The sequence below is a fragment of the Nannocystis pusilla genome, assembly GCF_020073745.1.
In the GTDB taxonomy this organism is placed as follows: Bacteria; Myxococcota_A; Polyangia; order Nannocystales; family Nannocystaceae; genus Nannocystis; species Nannocystis radixulma.
Map to the genome: position 1 here is coordinate 105,865 of NZ_JAIRAU010000024.1, position 17,395 is coordinate 123,259.

Sequence of the window (17,395 nt, forward strand, 5' to 3'; positions counted from 1 at the left end):
GAGGACCACCATGGCACGCATTGCAGGGGTGGACCTGCCCCGGAACAAGCGCATCGAGATCGCGCTCACCTACATCTACGGCATCGGCCGCGTCACGGCGCAGAAGATCCTCGACAAGTCCGGCGTCGGCGCGGCGATCCGCACCGACGACCTGACCGACGATCAGCTCGCCGCGATCCGCAGCGTCATCGAGAGCGACCACAAGGTCGAGGGTGACCTCCGCCGCGACGTCCAGATGAACATCAAGCGCCTGATGGACCTCGGCTGCTACCGCGGCCTCCGTCACCGCCGCGGCCTGCCGGTCCGCGGCCAGCGCACCCACACCAACGCCCGCACGCGCAAGGGCCCCAAGCGGGGCACCGTGGCGGCCAAGAGGAAGGTCTGAGCCATGGCGACTACCAAGGATGCCGACAAGGGCAAGGCCAAGCGTCGCGTCAAGAAGAACGTCGCGACGGGCGTCGTCTACATCAACTCGACCTTCAACAACACGCTCATCACCATCACCGACGTCAACGGCAACACGATCGCGTGGGCCTCGGCGGGTGTGCGTGGTTTCAAGGGCTCGCGCAAGTCGACGCCGTTCGCCGCTCAGCTGGCGGCCGACGACGCGGCGCGCAAGGCCCAGGACCACGGCATGCAGAGCGTCTCGGTCCGCGTGTCGGGCCCCGGTGCCGGCCGCGAGTCGGCGCTCCGCGGCCTGCAGTCGGCGGGTCTGCGCATCACTTCGATCAAGGACGTCACGCCGATCCCGCACAACGGCTGCCGCCCGCCCAAGCGGAGGAGGGTCTGAACCATGGCTCGCTACATCGGTCCCGTGTGCCGGCTGTGCCGGCGTGAAGATGCCAAGCTGTTCCTCAAGGGCGATCGCTGCTTCACCGACAAGTGCGGCTACGAGCGGCGCCAGTACCCCCCGGGTCAGCACGGCCAGGGTCGCAAGAAGCGGCCGAGCGACTACGGCCAGCAGCTGCGCGAGAAGCAGAAGGTCAAGCGCATCTACGGCCTGCTCGAGAAGCAGTTCCGCGGCTACTACTACCGCGCCTCGCGGATGAAGGGCGTGACCGGCGAGAACCTGCTCGCCCTGCTCGAGCGTCGGCTCGACAACGTCACCCTGCGCTGCGGCTTCTCCTCGAGCCACGCCGAGGCCCGCCAGCTCGTGCGTCACGGCCACTTCCTGGTCAACGGCAAGCGGATCAACATCCCGAGCTACCAGGTGCGCGCCGGCGACGTCGTCGAGGTCCGCGACAACAGCAAGAAGATCCAGCGCATCGTCGACGCCCTCGGGCAGGTCGACCGGGTCCCGCGGCCGGCGTGGATCGATCTCGACAAGGAGAACATGCGCGGCAAGATCACCGCGCTGCCGTCTCGGTCGGACATCTCGGCGGACATCGACGAGCAGCTCATCGTCGAGCTGTACTCGAAGTAACCACAACGGAGGGACGAATGCAGGACCAAAACACCATCGCCAGGAACTGGCGCGACCTGATTCGGCCGAAGAAGCTCGAGGTCGACACCTCTTCGCTCACCGACACCTACGGCAAGTTCACGTGCGAGCCGCTCGAACGCGGCTACGGCATCAGCCTCGGCAACAGCCTGCGGCGGGTGCTCCTGAGCTCGCTGCAGGGCGCCGCGATCACGACCGTCCGCATCGAGGGTGCGCTCCACGAGTTCACCACGGTGCCGGGCGTCGTCGAGGACGTCACGGACATCATCCTGAACGTCAAGGCGCTGCTCCTCCGTATGGACGACGCGACCCAGCGGACGCTGGTGATCGACAAGCAGGGCGAGGGCGAGGTCACCGCCGGGGACATCCAGTGCCCGACCGGCGTCACCGCTCTCCGCCCTGAACAACACATCGCCACGCTCAGCAAGGGCGGCCGGCTGCGCATGGAGCTGACCTGCGCGATGGGCCGCGGCTACGCGACCGCGGATCAGAACAAGACCGAGGGCATGCCGATCGGCGTCATCCCGATCGACTCCTTGTTCTCGCCGATCCAGAAGGTCAACTACCGCGTCACCAACGCGCGCGTCGGCCACCGCACCGACTACGACCGCCTCTCGCTCGAGGTGTGGACCGACGGCTCCGTGCGTCCCGAGGACGCGGTCGCCTACGCGGCCAAGATCCTCAAGGAGCAGCTCTCGATCTTCATCAACCGCGAGGAGATCGAGGAGGCCGCCGTCCCGCAGCAGAGCGAGAGCGACAAGCTCAACGAGTACCTGTGGCGCTCGGTCGACGAGCTCGAGCTCAGCGTCCGCTCGGCGAACTGCTTGCAGAACGCCAACATCCACTACATCGGCGACCTCGTGCAGCGCACCGAGGCCGAGATGCTCAAGACCAAGAACTTCGGCCGCAAGTCGCTCAAGGAGATCAAGGAGATCCTGGCGCAGATGGGCCTGTCGCTTGGCATGAAGATCGACAACTGGCAGGGCCCGCCGCCGGCCCGTGAGGAGACCTGACCGCCATGCGCCACCAGAACGCTGGCCGCAAGTTCAGCCGCAGCTCGTCGCACCGACGCGCCATGTTCCGCAACATGGTCACGTCGCTGCTCGAGCACCAGCGCATCACCACCACCGAGCCGAAGGCTAAGGAGCTCCGGCGCCTGGCCGAGCGCACGATCACCACGGCGCTCCGCCTCGGTGACCTGCTCACCAAGCCGAAGGAGCAGCGCTCCGTGGCCGAGCAGGGCAAGTACGTGCACGCCCTCCGCATGGCGGGCCGCATGGTCCGCTCGCGCGACGCGCTGCACAAGCTGTTCACCGACATCGCACCGCAGCTCCGCGGCCGCCCCGGCGGCTACACGCGGATCCTCAAGGTCGGCACCCGCCCCGGTGACGCCGCGCCGATGGCGATCCTCGAGATCGTCACCTTCAAGCTGCCCGCCGCCGCACCCGCGGCCGCCGGCGGCGCCTCGGCGACCGGCTCCGAGTCGGCCGACTGAGACGCCGCGGCCGCCCGGCCGCTGAACCGAGCGAGAAGGCTCGCGCTCCGGCGCGGGCCTTCTTGCTTGGGTCCGATGCTCGTGACCTCTGCGGCGATGCGGAGCGGGCGTCGTTCTCGAATCTCGGCCTCGGCTCCTGTGGGACACGGGACGGGTGTCTCGGCGTCTCGCATGAATCTCGCGTTCGCCCGCCGTTCGTGCCTCGGCTCCTGAAACGACGGCGAGCGACGTGCCCGGCGTCGTGCACGAATCTCGCGTTCGCCCGGCCTTCGTGCATTCGCGTCTGCTGGCCGCTCCGGCCCGACGTCGCGGGTTTTTTGATCGCGCTGGCGGCACTCCCTACGCTAGGGGCGTGCTGGAAGACATCGAACCGTACCTCCACCTCGTGGCCGTCGGCGGCGGGCTGCTCGTCGCGCTGTTGCTGCTCGTCTGGCTGGGACGCGGGGTGCGAGGCGAGCGGCGCGAGCGGCCGCGGACGGTGGTCGGTCTGACCCCCGCGCACGCGCTGCACGTCGTCGACGTGGCCGGCCGTCGCCTGCTCGTCGGGACAGGTCCGGGCGGACCGCCGCAGCTGCTGCTCGAGCTGCCCGACCCGCCGCCCGCGCCGTGGAACGCCGCCCCGGCCGAGCTCGACGCCCCGCCGTGGGTCGCCGACGCGGCGCGCAGCAGCGAAGGTTGGCGCGCCGAGGCCAGGCGTGGCGACACCATTCGCAGCCCGGAGGGGTGGCGCGCGCATGGCCCCTGAGCTGCCGGCAGGCGCTGCCACGTGGGTGGCCCTGTCGCTGGCGCCGATCGCCGCCGTCGGCTGCACCGCGTTCGCCAAGGCCAGCGTCGTGCTGTCGGCGATCCGCGTCGGTCTCGGCGCCGAGTCGCTGCTGCCGTGGAGCGCCGTGTTCGCGCTGTCGCTGGTGGTGACCGCCGTGATCATGGGCCCGGTCGCGTTCGAGACGGCGGCGCTGTACGGCAACGGCGCGCCGCTCGACGTCGCCGCGCTGTTCGAGCCGCTGGCGAGCTTCCTCGGCCGCCACGCCGACCCGGCGGAGGTCGACTACTTCTCCGGCCTCAACGCCGCCGGCCCCGCGCACCCGCTCGCGCTCGTGCCCGCGTTCCTCGTCACCGAGCTCGGCGAGGCGCTGCAGATGGCCGCGCTGATCCTGTTCCCGTTCGTGCTCGTCGACCTGATCCTCGCCCAGCTCGTGGCCTTGATCGGTCTCTCGGGGCAGGTGCTGCCCGCCGTCGCGCTGCCGGTCAAGGTGCTGCTGTTCCTCGCCGTCGGCGGCTGGGACGCGGTCATCCGCGGCCTCGTGGAGGGCTACGCGTGACGGTCGCGCACGAGGTCCTGTCGCACGGCCTGGCCCAGGCGGCCTGGCTGGTCGCCCCCGCGGCCGGCGCCGCGGCCGGCGCCGCGCTGGTCGTCGGCTGGCTGTGCCACCGCCTCGGCGTCACCGACCCGGCCCCGGTGCTGCTCGCCCGCGCGACCGCGGTGCTCGCGGTGGTGTGGTGGCTGGGCGCGCGCTGGCTGTCCGAAGGGGCAGGTTATACGCGCGGGCTGTGGGCGCTGCTGCCGGAGATCGGGCGGGCAGGATGAATCTGTCCGTAGAGACAGGTGCGGGGCCGGCCGTCGTCGGGCGGCCGGGCCGTCCGCGAGGACATGTGATTCACGGGCGGTCGCGGCGGTGATCCCCGGGGCGCTGGCGGCGTGGGCCTGGCTGGCGCTGCGCCTGTTTGCGATCTTGCACGCGCAGACGCTGTGGCGCGCGGCGGCCGGCGGGACGTGGTGGGCGATCGCGGCGGCGCTGGCGGGCGTGCTGGCGGCGGCGTGGACGACGGGCGAGGCGGCGCCGGTGGCCTGGTCCGGCTGGCTCACCGCCGCCGGCTTCGAGGTGCTGCTCGGCGCGACGATCGGCGCGCTCGTCCGCCTGCCCGGCGACGCCGCTCTCGGGGCCGCGCGCCGCTCCGGCGTCTCGCTGGGTCTCGGTCGCGCGCGCGGCTTCGCGGCCCTGCAGCTCGCGCTGGCCGGCTCGCTCGCGCTGGCCGTCGGGCTCCACCGGCCGCTGCTCACCGGCCTGCGCGCGTGCGCGATGCGCTGGCCCGCCGGCGATCCCGGCGCCTGGGAGCTGCCGCTCGATCTCCCCGCGACCAGCGCGGCGGCCCACGACGCCACCGTCCTCGCGCTCGGCCTGGCCACGCCGGTGTTGCTGACCGCCGCCGTCGTCGAACTCGCCCTCGCCAGCGCCGCCACGACCGGTCCGTTCGCCGCGCTGGCCCGCGCGAGTCGGTCGTGGCTGGTGGCCGCGGCGGCGCTCGTCGCTCTCGGCGCGGCCTGGGCCGTCCATCCCGAGGCCTGGCTGGCCGCCCTCCCGCGCGCCTGAGGCGTGTTACCGTCCCTCTGCCGCATGCTCCGCGTCCCTCACCGCTGGTGCGTCGCGTTGCTGCTGCTGGCTGCCTGCGGCCGCGGCGAGCCCGAGCCGGCCGACCTGCAGGCGCTGCGGCTGCCGTCCGGCGCCTTGCTCTCCCCCGACGGCTCGTGGCTGTTCGTCGCCAACAGCAACCTCGACCTCGGCGTGCAGTCGAGCACCCTCGTGGTCCTCAACCTGCGCGCGCTCGACAAGTCGTTCGCCGCGGCGCCCCAGCCGGCCGGCGCCGAGCTCAGCGTCGACGCGCCCTGCCGTGTCTCGGAGGGCATGTCGGAGGAGACAGGTGCGAAAGGGCAGGAGATCGTCGAGTGCGAGGAGCGCTACTTCATCCAGCGCGAGCACTCGGTGCGCCTGACCAGCGGCGCCGGCAACATCGCGCTCGACCGCCCGAGCGGCGACGAGGGGCCGTGGCGCCTGCTCGTCCCGTCGAGCCTGGGCGAGCGGGCGGTGTCGTGGATCGACGTGGTGCGCGGCGCCGGCGGCATCGAGGTCGACTGCGGCCAGGACGCCGAGGGCGAGTGCGACGCGGCGCACTCGCTGCAGCGGCTCGGCAACGACCCCAGGGGCGCGCGCCTGCCCTCGGACCCGGCGCGGATCTTCGTCGACCGCGAGGGCTATCGCTTCGCCTACTTGCCGCACCTGCTCGGCGCGCGCATGACCCTCATCGCCCTCGACGCCGAGTACGGGCCGACGATCACCGACATCACCGACTCGTCGGCGGCGTTCTTCGCCTCCGAGCCGCTCGGCAAGGGCACGCTCGCCGGCGGCTTCGCCGTCGAGCAGCGCGCGTGCGACCCGGCCGACGCGCCGCCGAGCACCGAGGGTTGCACGCGTCCGCTGCTGTACGCCTCGCACCGCTTCTGGCCCGGCGTGCGGCTGTTCAGCGTCGAGACCGGGCGCGACACGCTGGTGCGCTTCGGCAACCATTGGTTGCTCGGCGTCAATCCGTACGCCGCGGGCGACCGGCCGTTCATGGGGGAGATCGAGTTCCTCGACCCCGAGGTCGGCGACCGGCTGCTCGCGGTCCACACCACGCCGCCGTCGCTCTCGCTGATCGACACCAGCCAGGGCCCCGACGGCGAGCCGCTCAACGACCCGATCGACAGCGTCGCGCTGTGTCACAACCCCAACGTGCTGGCGATCCACCGGCCCGCGCAGGCGGAGGCGATGGCGTTCGTCAGCTGTTACTCCGACGACCAGGTCGCCGCGGTCGCGCTCGGCTCGTTCACCGTGGTCGCCACCATCCCGGTCGACGACGGGCCCAACGAGTTGGTCGTCGACGAGGCCCGGCGCAAGCTCTACGTCGTGCACACGCTCGCCGGCACCATCGGCGTCGTCGAGCTCGACAGCGCCTCGCCGCGGCGCTTGCAGATGATCCGCCGGATCGGCCTCGGCGGCTGACTCAGTTCTTGCGGAACACCTGGCGCATCCACGCGCCGAGCTGGTCGCCGCGGTAGCGCACCTGGTGCGTGAACACGAACTCGCGCAGCGCCTCGGCCATCGCGGCCGCCGAGGGGTAGCGGTCGTCGATGCTGCGGGCCAGCGCCTGCAGCAGGATCTGCTCGAGCGGGCCCGGGATCGCCGGGTTCACCTCGCTCGGCCGCGGCACCTTGCACTGGCGCACGCTCTCGAACGTCTCGATGTCGCTGTCGCGGCGGAACAGGCGCCGGCCGGTCAGCAGCTCGAAGAACACGATGCCGAGCGCGAACACGTCGCTGCGGGCGTCGAGCGGCGCGCCGCGGACCTGCTCCGGGGACATGTACGCCAGCTTGCCCTTGATGACGCCGGCCTGGGTCTGGACCGACGAGCTGGTCGCCTTGGCCAGGCCGAAGTCGATCAGCTTCACCTCGCCCTCGTAGGAGATCAGGATGTTGGGCGGGCTGATGTCGCGGTGGATGATGTTGAGCGGCCTGCCGTCGTCGCTCCGCTTGTTGTGCGCGTAGTCGAGGCCCTCGGCGCAGCGGGTGATGATGTAGCAGGCCTGGGCCAGCGGCAGCGGCTTGCCGGCCTTTTGGTGCAGGTCGAGCAGGGCCCCGACGTCGCGACCCTCGACGTACTCGAGGGCGATGTAGAAGGAGTCGTCCTGGCGGCCGAGCTGGTAGATCTGGGCGATGTTGCCGTGCTGCAGCTGGACGGCCAGCTTGGCCTCCGCCTGGAACATGGCGATGAAGTTGGGGTCGCGGGCGATGTGCGGCAGGATCCGCTTGATCGCCACCAGCCGCTCGAAGCTGTCGGCGCCGGTCAGCTTGGCCTTGTACACCTCGGCCATGCCGCCGGCGCTGATGCGCTCGAGCACCTCGTAGGGACCTATCCTGTCAGGCACCGTGGTCAACGCGGTGATTCTCGGCCCACGCGTCCGACTTCGTCAATTCGCGACAGGCGCGGGCCCGCCCTCGAATCACATGATTTTACGGGCAGGTCGCCGAACGGCGGCCATGGGGCCCGGGGCACCCCCGCTCGCGGGCGCGCCGGTCACGCAAAAAGCAGGATCCGCGCCGTGTGGTGCGGATCCCCGGATCGGGCGCGTGGCGGCCAGCGGCGATGCGTCGTCGGCTGCCGGCGCCCGCTCGGTCACGCCTCGGCGCGCGGGCTGTCCGCGGCGAGGTTCTCGGGCGGGACGATGCCGGGTTCGAGCGCGGCGTCGAGCACCTGCCGCATGTCCTCGGCGAGGATGAACTCGATCTGCTGCCGCACGTCCTCGGGCACGTCCTCGATGTCACGGGCGTTGCGGTGCGGGAGCACCACCCGCTTGATGCCGGCGCGGTGGGCGGCGAGGACCTTCGACTTGATCCCGCCGACCGGGAGGACGCGACCGCGGAGGGTGCACTCGCCGGTCATGGCCGTGTCGTTGCGGACGCGGCGTCCGGTCAGCAGCGAGGTGAGGGCCGTGAACATGGTGACGCCTGCCGAGGGGCCGTCCTTGGGCACCGCGCCCGCCGGGACGTGGATGTGCAGGTCCTGGCGGTCGAGGAAGTTGACGTCGACGCCGAGCTGGTTGGCGTTGCTGCGGACGTAGGTGAGCGCGGCGCGGGCGGACTCCTTCATGACATCGCCGAGCTGGCCGGTGATCTCGAGGCTGCCCTTGCCGGGCATGCGCGAGGTCTCGACGAACAGGATGTCGCCGCCGACCGGGGTCCAGGCCAGGCCGGTCGCCACGCCGGGGACGGCGGTGCGCTCGGCGACTTCGCTCTGGAAGCGCGGCTTGCCGAGGTACTTGTGCAGGTCGGACGCGTCGATGTGGAGCCGCGGCGACTTGCCCTCGTCGGCCCGCGCGATCTCCAGGGTCAGCGCGCGGCACAGCTTGGTCAGCTCGCGCCCGAGCTGGCGCACCCCGGCCTCACGCGTGTAGTCGCGGATGAGCGCCTTGACGGCGTCGTCGGTGACCGTGAGCGTGCCGGTAGCGATCGCGTGGTCCTTGATCTGCTTCGGCAGCAGGTGGTCCTTGGCGATGTGCAGCTTCTCCTCGAGCGTGTAGCCGCTGAGCTCGATCACCTCGAGGCGGTCGCGGAGCGGGGCGGAGATCGTGTCGAGGCTGTTGGCGGTGCAGATGAAGAGCACCTCCGACAGGTCGAACGGCAGCTCGAGGTAGTGGTCGGTGAACGTCTTGTTCTGTTCGGGGTCGAGGACCTCGAGCAGCGCCGCGTCGGGCGAGCCCATCCAGCTGTTGCCGAGCTTGTCGATCTCGTCGAGCAGGACGACCGGGTTCTTCTTGCCGGCCTTCTTCAGGGCGTGCAGCAGCCGCCCGGGCAGCGCGCCGACGTAGGTGCGCCGGTGGCCGCGGATCTCCGCCTCGTCGCGCACGCCGCCGAGGGCGATCCGCACGAACGGACGGCCGGTGGCGTCGGCGATCGACTGGCCGAGCGAGGTCTTGCCGACCCCCGGAGGCCCGGCGAGGCACAGCAAGGTCGCGCGGGTGTTGCCCGAGACCTTGAGGACCGCCATGTGCTCCAAGATCCGCTTCTTGACCTCCTCGAGGCCGAAGTGGTCGGCGTCGAGCTTGTCGGCGATCGCGTCGATGTCGAGCGTGCCCGAGGCGCGCTTGTTCCACGGCAGGTCGGCGATCCACTCGAGGTAGGTGCGGATCACCCCGAACTCGGCGTGGGCGTTGTTCATCGCCTCGAGGCGGGCGAGCTCGCGGTCGGCGACCTTGCGGGCCTCCTCGGGCAGATCGGCGTCGTCGAGCCGCTCGCGCAGGAGCTGCAGGTCGTCGGACTTGGGCTCCTCGCCGAGCTCCTTCTGGATCGCGCGCAGCTGCTGGCGCAGCAGGACCTCGCGCTGGCTGCTGTGGAGGCCGCGACGGACCTCGGAGTCGATCTTGTGCTTGAGCTCGGCCAGCGTGATCGCCTCGTCGAGCAGGCGCGAGACCAGGCGCAGGCGGTCGCTGACGTCGCGCGTGAGCAGGACCTGCACCTCCTTGTCGGTGTCGAGGCTGAGCGCCGCCGCCACGCGGTCCGCCAGCAGGCCGGGGTCGTCGCCGCGGCCGAGGAGCTCGATCCACTGGCCGAAGCTCGAGGACATGTCGGGGGCGATCTCCTGCAGCTTCTCGCGCATGCGCGAGCCGAGAGCGCCGGCGAGCAGCTTGGCCTCGGTCGGGTCCTCGTTCTCGTCGAGGAGCTGCTCGACCTCGGCGGTCCAGTAAGGCTTGCCGTGGAGGATGGTCTTCAGGGCGAAACGACCGAGCCCTTCGAGCACCACTTGATAGTTGCGCTCGCCGGTGCGCCGCACCTGGCGAACGCGAGCGTACGTGCCGACCGGCTGGAGGTCGGCGAGTTCGGGATCGACCATGCGAGCGTCACGCTGCACGGCGATGCCCACGATCGCGTCCTGCCCCACAGCCTCGATCATGGCGATCGAGCGGGCGCGACCGACGGGGACGGTGATGACTGTGCCAGGGAACAGCACGCCATTGCGCAGCGGCAACAGCGGGATCACAGAAGGATACTCTGGGTGGCTCATGCTCGGTTCCTTTCGCTCCCCGCGGCTAAGCCTGCAGGGGTGTACGTGACGGTTGAACCGAACTTAAAACCGTTCAACTCGCCGTCAACTGCGGAGCCGGGGATCGGCGCGGCAGAGCCCGTGGACGAGGAGTTGATGCAGCGCCGTGACGTCGCGCTCGAGCTCGTCGGGCGCGCGCGTGAAGAGGAGCGGGGGCACGAACGCGACGAACGCCTGCAGCAAGATCGCCGCGGTGGCGGACGGGTCCTTGATCGCGAACTCGCCGGCGTCGTGCCCCTCTTGCAGGAGCTCGGCGATGATCTCGCGTTCGCGGCGGTAGTAGATCTCCTGCGCCTCGCGAATGGCCGGGCACGCGTGACAATGCACGAGCTCCGCGGCGTGCGCGCCGCGCTCGGCGAGGGCCAGGAAGGCCCGTGTTCGCGCCACGAGCGCCGCCTGCAGACGCTGGGCGTACAACTTCTTGGGGGCGTTGGCGGCGCCGCGGATCGCCGCCAGCACGGCGTCGTGACGGCGGTGCGAGAGCTCGACCCAGATGGCGTCCTTGGCCTCGAACTCGAGATAGACCGAGCCGACGCTGACGCCGGCCTCGCGGGCGATCTCGGCGACGGTGGTCTTGGCGTGACCGTAGTGGTGGAGCAGTCGTTCGGCGGCGTCGAGGATCTGCGCGCGCCGTGGGTTGCCGAGGTCCCCCGGACTCGCGGGGTACGTCGTGGACTGAGCCATGACGAAACCACTACAGCATTCATGGCTCGAAAACACAAACGGCCGCGGGAGCAGTTCCGCTCGGTGATCCGATCGAGGCCATGCGGACGCAACTGCCGGTGTTGCAGGGTGGGCTCGTGAATAGCACCCTGCACGCCCGGGTCTGAAGGCCCCCGAATCTGACGAGGAACCCCATGTTGCTCCGCCCCTGTCTGTCCCTGATCGCCGGTTTGATGATTGTGTCCGCCCCCGCCACGACCTTCGCCGACTCCCTCGGCGCCGTCGGCACCGTCGATACGCTCACCGTGTACGAGAGCAGCAGCGACGACTACGCGATGGCGAACGGTCTGCTGACGGTGCGCGAGAAGTCCGGAACCAAGCGCGACTACAAGTGGGGCGGGTCGCTCTGCCCGGGTCGCAACGTCAGCGCCAACTCGCTGGCCATGCTGTTCGAGGTGCTCCGCTCGCAGCAGACCGTGGAGATCGTGCCGTCCTACAAGACCGGCAACGGCGCCACCCGCTGCCTGACCGGCTTCAAGCTGTCGTCCGTCCGCGTCGAGTAGCGGTGAACCCGCGAGAGCTTGGCGCGCGGCCGCGGGCGCGCTAAAAGCCTGGCGCCGTGGACCCCGACGCCACTACCCCGCCGAGCCGCGCTCGCGTCGCGCTGGCCTGGCGGGTCGGTCTGCGGGCGAGGTCGCCGCGCCTCGTGCCCGCGCTGGTGTGCCTGACCCTCGCGGCCGCCCTCCCCGACGGCGTGGAGCCGACGCTGGCCGCGGCGCTGCGCTCGGCCTGGGCCGGTCGTGAAGGACATGTTCTATGGGACATGGCCTTTGTGGCATGGCCGATGATTTTGGCGATGCTCGCGCTGGTGCTGGTGGCCGCGGCGGCGAGCGGCTCGCTCGGCTGGGTCGAGGGCGGTCGCTCGCGGCTCGGCCGGGTCGGCGCGGTGCGCCCGGGCGCGGGCGCGGCGGTGCTGGGCGCGGCGCTGTTCGTGGCGCTGGCGCTGGCCGTGCGCGGAGTGATCGCCGGCGCGGCGCGAGGGGTCGCGGCCGGCGAGGCGAGCCTGGCGGTGCTGTGGATCGAGTGGCTGCGCCGCGCGCTGCTGGCGGCCGGTTGCGTGACGCTGGTGGCGGCGGTGCTCGAGCTGGCGCTGATGCGAGCTGCGCTGCGCCGGGCGCTGCATCAGACGCGGCGCGAGGCGGAGGAGAGTTCGCGATGAGCGAGCGCCTGGTGTCGGTGGCGCTGCCGGTGGCGCTCGATCGCGGGTTCACGTACGCGGTGCCGGTCGACTGGCCGAGCGCGCCGGAGCCGGGCGCGCGGGTGCTGGTGCCGTTCGCCAACCGCGGGCTGGTCGGGGTGGTGCGCGCCGCGGCGCCGGACCGGCCGAACGGGGCGCGGATCAAGCTGCTGGAAGAGGTGCTCGACCCGCCGGGTGCGCCGTCGCTGACGCCCGAGCTGGCCCGCCTGTGCGAGTGGGTGGCCGACTACTACGTCGCGCCGGTCGGCGAGGTGTACCGGCTGGCGCTGCCCGGCTTGCTCACGGGGCATGATGTCCGAAGGGTCATGTTGTCGGAGGCCGGTTCGCAGGCGTTGACGGCGGCGCGCGAGGTGGTGCTGCGGCCGGTCGACGACGCGGGGTTGCCGACGGCGGCGGAGCAGCGGGTGCTGGCGGCGCTGGCGGCGGCGCCCGGGGGCGAGCTCGCGGTCGAGCGGCTCATCGACCTGCGGCCGCGGATCCCCGGCGTGCTGCGGCTGATCGGCGAGCTCGCCGCCAAGGAGCTGTGCACGATCTCGTGGGAGGACGCGGGGGCCGAGGGGGCGCGCGTCGAGGCCCACTACCGCCGCACCGACTACCTGCGCGGGGCGGCCACCGCCGAGGAGACGCTGCGCGAGCACATCGGTCGCAGCAAGCAGCGGCGAGCGCTGCTCGACATGCTCGAAGGGGCAGGTTCGTGGGTGCCGGCAGGGGAGCTGCGCGGGCCGTTCCCGGGCCACAAGAAGCTGCTCGAGCCGCTGCTCGCGGCCGGGCTGGTGGCGGTCGAGGAGCGGCTGCGGGCGCTCGATCCGTTCGCGGCGGGGGCGATCGAGCCGTCGCTGCCGCAAGTGCCGACGGCCGACCAGGCGGCGGCGCTGGCGACGCTGCGCGGCGACCTCGAGGCGGGCAAGTTCTCGTCGTCGCTTTTGCACGGGGTGACGGGCAGCGGCAAGACGGAGGTGTACCTGCAACTGATCGCGGACGCGCGGGCGCGCGGGGGCGGGGCGATCGTGCTGGTGCCGGAGATCGCCCTGACGCCGCAGCTGTCGGATCGCTTCCGGGCGCGCTTCGGCGAGACGGTGGCGGTGCTGCACAGCGGGCTCACGCCGCGCCAGCGGCTCGACGCGTGGCAGCAGATCCGCATGGGCGCGCGGCCGATCGTGATCGGGGCCCGCTCGGCCGTGTTCGCGCCGGTGCCCGACCTCAAGGTCATCGTCGTCGACGAGGAGCACGACGGGTCGTTCAAGCAGGAGGAGGGGGTCCGCTACAGCGCGCGCGACGTGGCGCTGGTGCGGGCGCGCGACGCGGGGGCGGTGGCGGTGCTGGGGAGCGCGACGCCGGCGCTCGAGACGTACGAGTCGGCGCGCGCGGGGCGGCTCCGGTGGCTGCGCATGACGACGCGGCCGACGACGCGACCGCTGCCCGAGGTCGAGCTGGTGTCGCTCGCGGTGCACCGGCCCGATCCGGAGACGCTGTTGACCGGGCGCCTGCGCACGGCGCTGGTCGAGACGGTGGCGGCGGGCGAGCAGGCGATCGTGTTCCTCAATCGCCGCGGCTTCGCAACCACGCTGATCTGCGATCGCTGCGGGGCGCTGCATCAGTGCCCCGACTGCAGCGCGCCGGCGATGACGTACCACCTCGGCCGCAACCGGCTGATGTGTCACTGGTGCGGGTTCATCGAGGCGCCGCCGGAGCGCTGCGCGGCGTGCGGCGAGGGCGAGCTGCTGCACGGGAGCGCGGGGACGGAGCGGGTCGAGCTGGCGCTGGCGAAGGACGTGCCGGGGGCGCGGGTGCTGCGGCTCGACCGCGACACGAGCCGCGGGAAGGGCCTGCTCGAGACGCTGTCGGCGTTCCGGCGCCGCGAGGCCGACATCCTGGTGGGGACGCAGATGTTGTCGAAGGGGCACGACTTCCCGGGAGTGACGCTGGTGGGGATCCTCCAGGGCGATCACGGGCTCGGGCTGCCCGACATCCGCGCGTCCGAGCGCACGTTCCAGCTGCTGACGCAGGTGGCCGGGCGAGCTGGCCGCGGGGACAGGCCGGGCCGCGTGCTGATCCAGGCCTACGGGGTGAAGAACCCGGCGATCGCGTTCGCGGCCCAGCACGACTTCGAGGCGTTCGCGGCGTGGGAGCTCGACAAGCGGCGCGAGCTCGGCAACCCGCCGTTCGGGCACCTCGCGCTGGTGCGGATCGCCGGGCCCGACGCGGTGGCGGTGCAGCGGCGCGCGGAGGAGCTGGCCGCGGTGGCCCGCGCGGGCGCCGAGGAGGTGCGGCGCAAGCACGCGAGCGACCCGGCCGCCGGGGAGGCGCCGCCGCCGGTGCGGCTGCTCGGGCCGCAGGCGTCGCTCATCGAGCGCGTGAACCGGCGGGTGCGCTGGCAGATGCTCATCCGCGCGAGCAGCCGCCCGCCCCTGCGCTGGCTGCTGCGTCAGCTCCGGCCGCGCCTCGGCGAGGCCGGCAGCGGCGAGTTCAAGACGATGGCCAACGTCGACGTCGACCCGCAGTCGCTGCTGTAGCAGGGGCCGGAATCAGATGTCCTCGGGGACATGGCAGGATGTCCCCGAGGACCTGGCCGATCAGGCAGCCGCTTGAGGGCCGCCGAGGTGGCGGTGGAAGAAGTCGAGGGCGCGGCGCCACGACTCGGCGGCGGCGACCGGGTCGTAGACCTCGGGGCGGGCGTCGTTGAAGAAGGCGTGGTGGGCGCTGTAGCGGTAGAGCTCGTACTCGGTGGTGCCGCTGCGCAGCTGGTCCTCGAGCGCGCGGACGGCGTCGGGGGTGCACCAGTCGTCGAACTCGGCGAAGTGGGCCTGCAGCGGGGCGAGCAGGCGGCTCGGGTCGGCGCCCCCGCCGGGGATGCCGTAGTAGCAGACGCCGGCGGCGAAGCCGGGGACGTTGCACAGGGCGGCGAGGGTCAGCGCGCCGCCGAGGCAGAAGCCGATGATGCCGACCCTGCTCGAAGGGTCATGTCCCCTGAGATAGGCCAGCGCGCCGGCGATGTCGGCGAGGGCCTGGCCGAAGTCGAGGCCGTTCATGAGGTGCTTGGCCTCGTCGGCGACGGTGGCGGCGCGGCCGCGGTAGAGGTCGGGGATGACGACGCGGTAGCCGGCGGCGGCGAGGCGCTGACCGACGCCGCGGATCTGGTCGTTGACGCCCCACCACTCCTGGATGAGGACGACGCCGGGCGCGTCGTCGGCGGCGGTGAACAGGACGCCGGGGACGTCCTGTCCGTCAGGGCGGGGGAAGCTGATCGCTCGGCCGTTTTCCATGGCGCACATGGTAGAGGCCGGGTCCATCGACGCGAAAGGCCGCGAAGAGCGGCCTCAGGCGGACTCCTGCGCGCGCTCAGGGGCGCGTCACTGGCGGATCCAGGTCTGCGTGCGGAAGAACGGGCCGAGGTAGCCGCGCACCTTGAGCTTCTTGCCGCCGTCCTCGAGCCAGATCTTGCAGCGATAGGTCTTGTTCTTCTGCGGGTCGAAGATCTTGCCGCCGCTCCACTCGCCGTCGTCGGCCGACATCCCCCACATGACGACCATGCCCTCGATGGGCTTGTTGCGGTCCTCGCCGTCGCACTGGTCGCACAGCGCGCCGGGCTTGAGCAGCAGGCGGTCGACGCGACCGTAGATCTTGCCATCGACCTCGTAGATCTTGACGATGGACTTCGTCTCGCCCGTCTCGTCGTCGATCGTCTTCCAGCTCCCGACCGGAGAATCGTGGGCGGCGAAGAAGGCGGAGGCGTTCACGGAGATGAACATCACCGCGGCGACCAGGGCGGCGAACACGAGCTTCATCGGAGACATGCGAGCGGGGTTGAGGTGCATGGTGAGATCCTGGCTGATTTGAGTGGTTGCGGGAAGGTGACAGGGGGCAGACGCTCGCCGGGCGCGCCGCTTCACCCACCCTGGGATAAATTCTCGACCCGGCCGGCGTGAATCGGGGGTGCGTCGCCGCGCAGGAGGACTGGAGTACACTCCCGTCGCCGTGGGTCCGGAGATCCTCATCGCGGGCGATCGTGCCCACCGGGGCGAGCTGGTCCCGCGAGTGCAGGACCTGGGCTACACGGTGGTCCCGGTGCGTGCGCGAGAGCTGGTGCCGCGCGCGGCGCAAAACCCCAACCCGGCCGCGGTCATCGTGTGCCTCGGGGACGCCGACGCCGGCGGACTGGTGCAGGCGCTGCGGCAGCGACCCGAAACGACGGGCATCCCGGTGCTGCTCTACGGGCGGCTGCAGGGCGAGACGCGCGACCTGGCCGCGGTGCTCGAGCTCGGCGCCGACCGCTTCCTCGAGGCGCCCGTCGACGAGGTCGAACTCAAGGCGGCGCTCGTCGAGCTCGCTGGTCCGCCGGAGGTCGTGGCCCGCGCAGAGGTCCGCGGCGAGCCGCCGCCGACCCACCGCCCAGGTCGCGCCGATCCGGCCCTCCGTCGCCTGCATCACACGCTCGAGGAGCTGGCGGCGCGACTCGAGACCCACGATGAATCGGTCGACAGTCACCGCGACGGCATCGACCTCGAGGCGATGGGACTGGACGCCGTTCCCGACGTCGACCCGGAGCACGACAGCGGCGAGCTCGAGCTGCTGCGCGAGCCGACGCAGCGGCTCCCGCCGGCCGGCGAACCACGGAGCAGTCGTCGCGCGACCCGGAGTGACCTCACGTTTTCGCGCGGCGGGGAGATCTCGCCGGAAACGCGCCCGCAGGAGCCTGCAGCCCACAGCGAGCACACGGCGTCGGTGGCGACCGGGGCGCGAGAGGACGTTCGCAAGGATCGGGCGACGCGCTGGGGCGAGGGTCGGACGGACCCGCGCGCGGTCGTCGGTGCGGGCGAGGGCGAACTGTCTCAAGGGACATGGCCGAAGCGACAGCGAGGGGCCGAGGGCGGGGAGGCGCGGTTCGCCGGTGGGGTGTCCCCGGGGACAGGTCGATCGGAGCCGCAACGGGACGCGAGCGGCCGCGAGGACGAGCCGGGCGCGGCACCGGAGAGCGAGGCGCGGCGCGAGGCGACGGTGGAGCTGGGGCGCGGGGCGTGGCCGCGGCGCGGGGCGGAGCTGGCTCAAGAGACAGGTGCGGGGCGCGGGGGGTCGCGGCGAGCGGACCCGGCGGAGGGGCTCCCGCAAGAGCTGACTCAGAGGACAGG

Annotated in this window: 18 protein-coding genes and 1 pseudogene; 14 read left to right on the forward strand and 5 right to left on the reverse strand. The window is 71.8% G+C overall.

Annotated features, from left to right (window positions below):
• Window positions 1–10 precede the first annotated feature (10 nt).
• The 10 genes from rpsM (at window position 11) to K7C98_RS18545 (ending at window position 6,754) form a co-directional block, all read left to right on the forward strand.
• Window positions 11–385 (forward strand): 30S ribosomal protein S13, encoded by a 375-nt coding sequence (rpsM, locus tag K7C98_RS18500; protein WP_224193007.1) that lies wholly within the window; start codon window positions 11–13, stop codon window positions 383–385.
• Window positions 386–388: 3 nt separating this feature from the next.
• Window positions 389–790: a 30S ribosomal protein S11 gene (gene rpsK / locus K7C98_RS18505; RefSeq protein ID WP_224193008.1), complete on the forward strand. Its 402-nt coding sequence runs from the start codon at window positions 389–391 to the stop codon at window positions 788–790.
• 3 nt (window positions 791–793) lie between these two features.
• The gene (gene rpsD / locus K7C98_RS18510; protein WP_100793399.1) at window positions 794–1,423 is read left to right on the forward strand and encodes a 30S ribosomal protein S4; all 630 of its coding nucleotides are present in this window, start codon (window positions 794–796) and stop codon (window positions 1,421–1,423) included.
• A gap of 17 nt (window positions 1,424–1,440) precedes the next feature.
• Window positions 1,441–2,454: a DNA-directed RNA polymerase subunit alpha gene (locus tag K7C98_RS18515; RefSeq protein WP_224193009.1), complete on the forward strand. Its 1,014-nt coding sequence runs from the start codon at window positions 1,441–1,443 to the stop codon at window positions 2,452–2,454.
• A gap of 5 nt (window positions 2,455–2,459) precedes the next feature.
• Window positions 2,460–2,936 carry a 50S ribosomal protein L17 gene (rplQ, locus tag K7C98_RS18520; RefSeq protein WP_224193010.1) on the forward strand — a complete coding sequence of 159 codons (477 nt, stop codon included), beginning with the start codon at window positions 2,460–2,462 and terminating at the stop codon, window positions 2,934–2,936.
• A gap of 352 nt (window positions 2,937–3,288) precedes the next feature.
• On the forward strand, window positions 3,289–3,681 hold the full coding sequence (locus K7C98_RS18525) for a hypothetical protein (RefSeq protein ID WP_224193011.1): 393 nt from the start codon (window positions 3,289–3,291) through the stop codon (window positions 3,679–3,681).
• Window positions 3,671–4,258, forward strand: coding sequence for a hypothetical protein (locus tag K7C98_RS18530; protein WP_224193012.1), 588 nt, complete (start codon window positions 3,671–3,673; stop codon window positions 4,256–4,258). Before K7C98_RS18525 ends, K7C98_RS18530 begins: the two co-directional genes overlap by 11 nt.
• Complete coding sequence (locus tag K7C98_RS18535; protein ID WP_224193013.1) at window positions 4,255–4,524, forward strand: hypothetical protein; 270 nt, start codon at window positions 4,255–4,257, stop codon at window positions 4,522–4,524. The genes K7C98_RS18530 and K7C98_RS18535 overlap by 4 nt, the downstream gene beginning before the upstream one ends.
• Before the next feature lie 88 nt (window positions 4,525–4,612).
• A complete protein-coding gene (locus K7C98_RS18540) occupies window positions 4,613–5,308 on the forward strand; it encodes a hypothetical protein (RefSeq protein ID WP_224193014.1) in 696 nt (231 codons plus the stop codon).
• Between the two features lie 24 nt (window positions 5,309–5,332).
• Complete coding sequence (locus K7C98_RS18545) at window positions 5,333–6,754, forward strand: YncE family protein (RefSeq protein WP_224193015.1); 1,422 nt, start codon at window positions 5,333–5,335, stop codon at window positions 6,752–6,754.
• A gap of 1 nt (window position 6,755) precedes the next feature.
• Here the strand turns inward: K7C98_RS18545 and K7C98_RS18550 are convergent, their stop codons facing one another.
• The 3 genes from K7C98_RS18550 to K7C98_RS18560 form a co-directional block, all read right to left on the reverse strand.
• The gene (locus K7C98_RS18550; protein ID WP_224193023.1) at window positions 6,756–7,676 is read right to left on the reverse strand and encodes a serine/threonine protein kinase; all 921 of its coding nucleotides are present in this window, start codon (window positions 7,674–7,676) and stop codon (window positions 6,756–6,758) included.
• Between the two features lie 248 nt (window positions 7,677–7,924).
• The gene (gene lon, locus K7C98_RS18555; protein WP_224193016.1) at window positions 7,925–10,309 is read right to left on the reverse strand and encodes an endopeptidase La; all 2,385 of its coding nucleotides are present in this window, start codon (window positions 10,307–10,309) and stop codon (window positions 7,925–7,927) included.
• 84 nt (window positions 10,310–10,393) lie between these two features.
• Entirely contained in the window at window positions 10,394–11,032 is a 639-nt protein-coding gene (locus K7C98_RS18560; RefSeq protein ID WP_224193017.1) for a TetR/AcrR family transcriptional regulator, read from the reverse strand.
• 173 nt (window positions 11,033–11,205) lie between these two features.
• Here K7C98_RS18560 and K7C98_RS18565 point away from each other — a divergent pair, with 173 nt between their 5' ends.
• Genes K7C98_RS18565 through priA form a run of 3 tightly spaced genes read left to right on the forward strand, consistent with a single transcriptional unit; the run spans window position 11,206 to window position 14,782 of the window.
• The gene (locus K7C98_RS18565) at window positions 11,206–11,574 is read left to right on the forward strand and encodes a hypothetical protein (protein ID WP_224193018.1); all 369 of its coding nucleotides are present in this window, start codon (window positions 11,206–11,208) and stop codon (window positions 11,572–11,574) included.
• 56 nt (window positions 11,575–11,630) lie between these two features.
• The gene (locus tag K7C98_RS18570; RefSeq protein ID WP_224193019.1) at window positions 11,631–12,230 is read left to right on the forward strand and encodes a hypothetical protein; all 600 of its coding nucleotides are present in this window, start codon (window positions 11,631–11,633) and stop codon (window positions 12,228–12,230) included.
• Window positions 12,227–14,782: a replication restart helicase PriA gene (gene priA, locus K7C98_RS18575; RefSeq protein WP_224193020.1), complete on the forward strand. Its 2,556-nt coding sequence runs from the start codon at window positions 12,227–12,229 to the stop codon at window positions 14,780–14,782. Before K7C98_RS18570 ends, priA begins: the two co-directional genes overlap by 4 nt.
• A 60-nt stretch (window positions 14,783–14,842) precedes the next feature.
• On the opposite strand, the gene K7C98_RS18580 is transcribed toward priA, so the two are convergent.
• Both K7C98_RS18580 and K7C98_RS18585 read right to left on the reverse strand, forming a co-directional pair.
• A complete protein-coding gene (locus tag K7C98_RS18580) occupies window positions 14,843–15,532 on the reverse strand; it encodes a dienelactone hydrolase family protein (protein WP_224193021.1) in 690 nt (229 codons plus the stop codon).
• An 87-nt stretch (window positions 15,533–15,619) separates the two neighbouring features.
• Window positions 15,620–16,084, reverse strand: a complete 465-nt coding sequence (locus tag K7C98_RS18585; RefSeq protein ID WP_224193022.1) for a DUF2147 domain-containing protein — start codon at window positions 16,082–16,084, stop codon at window positions 15,620–15,622.
• A gap of 160 nt (window positions 16,085–16,244) precedes the next feature.
• Here K7C98_RS18585 and K7C98_RS18590 point away from each other — a divergent pair.
• A pseudogene (locus tag K7C98_RS18590) lies at window positions 16,245–17,395 on the forward strand (hypothetical protein); the annotation flags it as partial.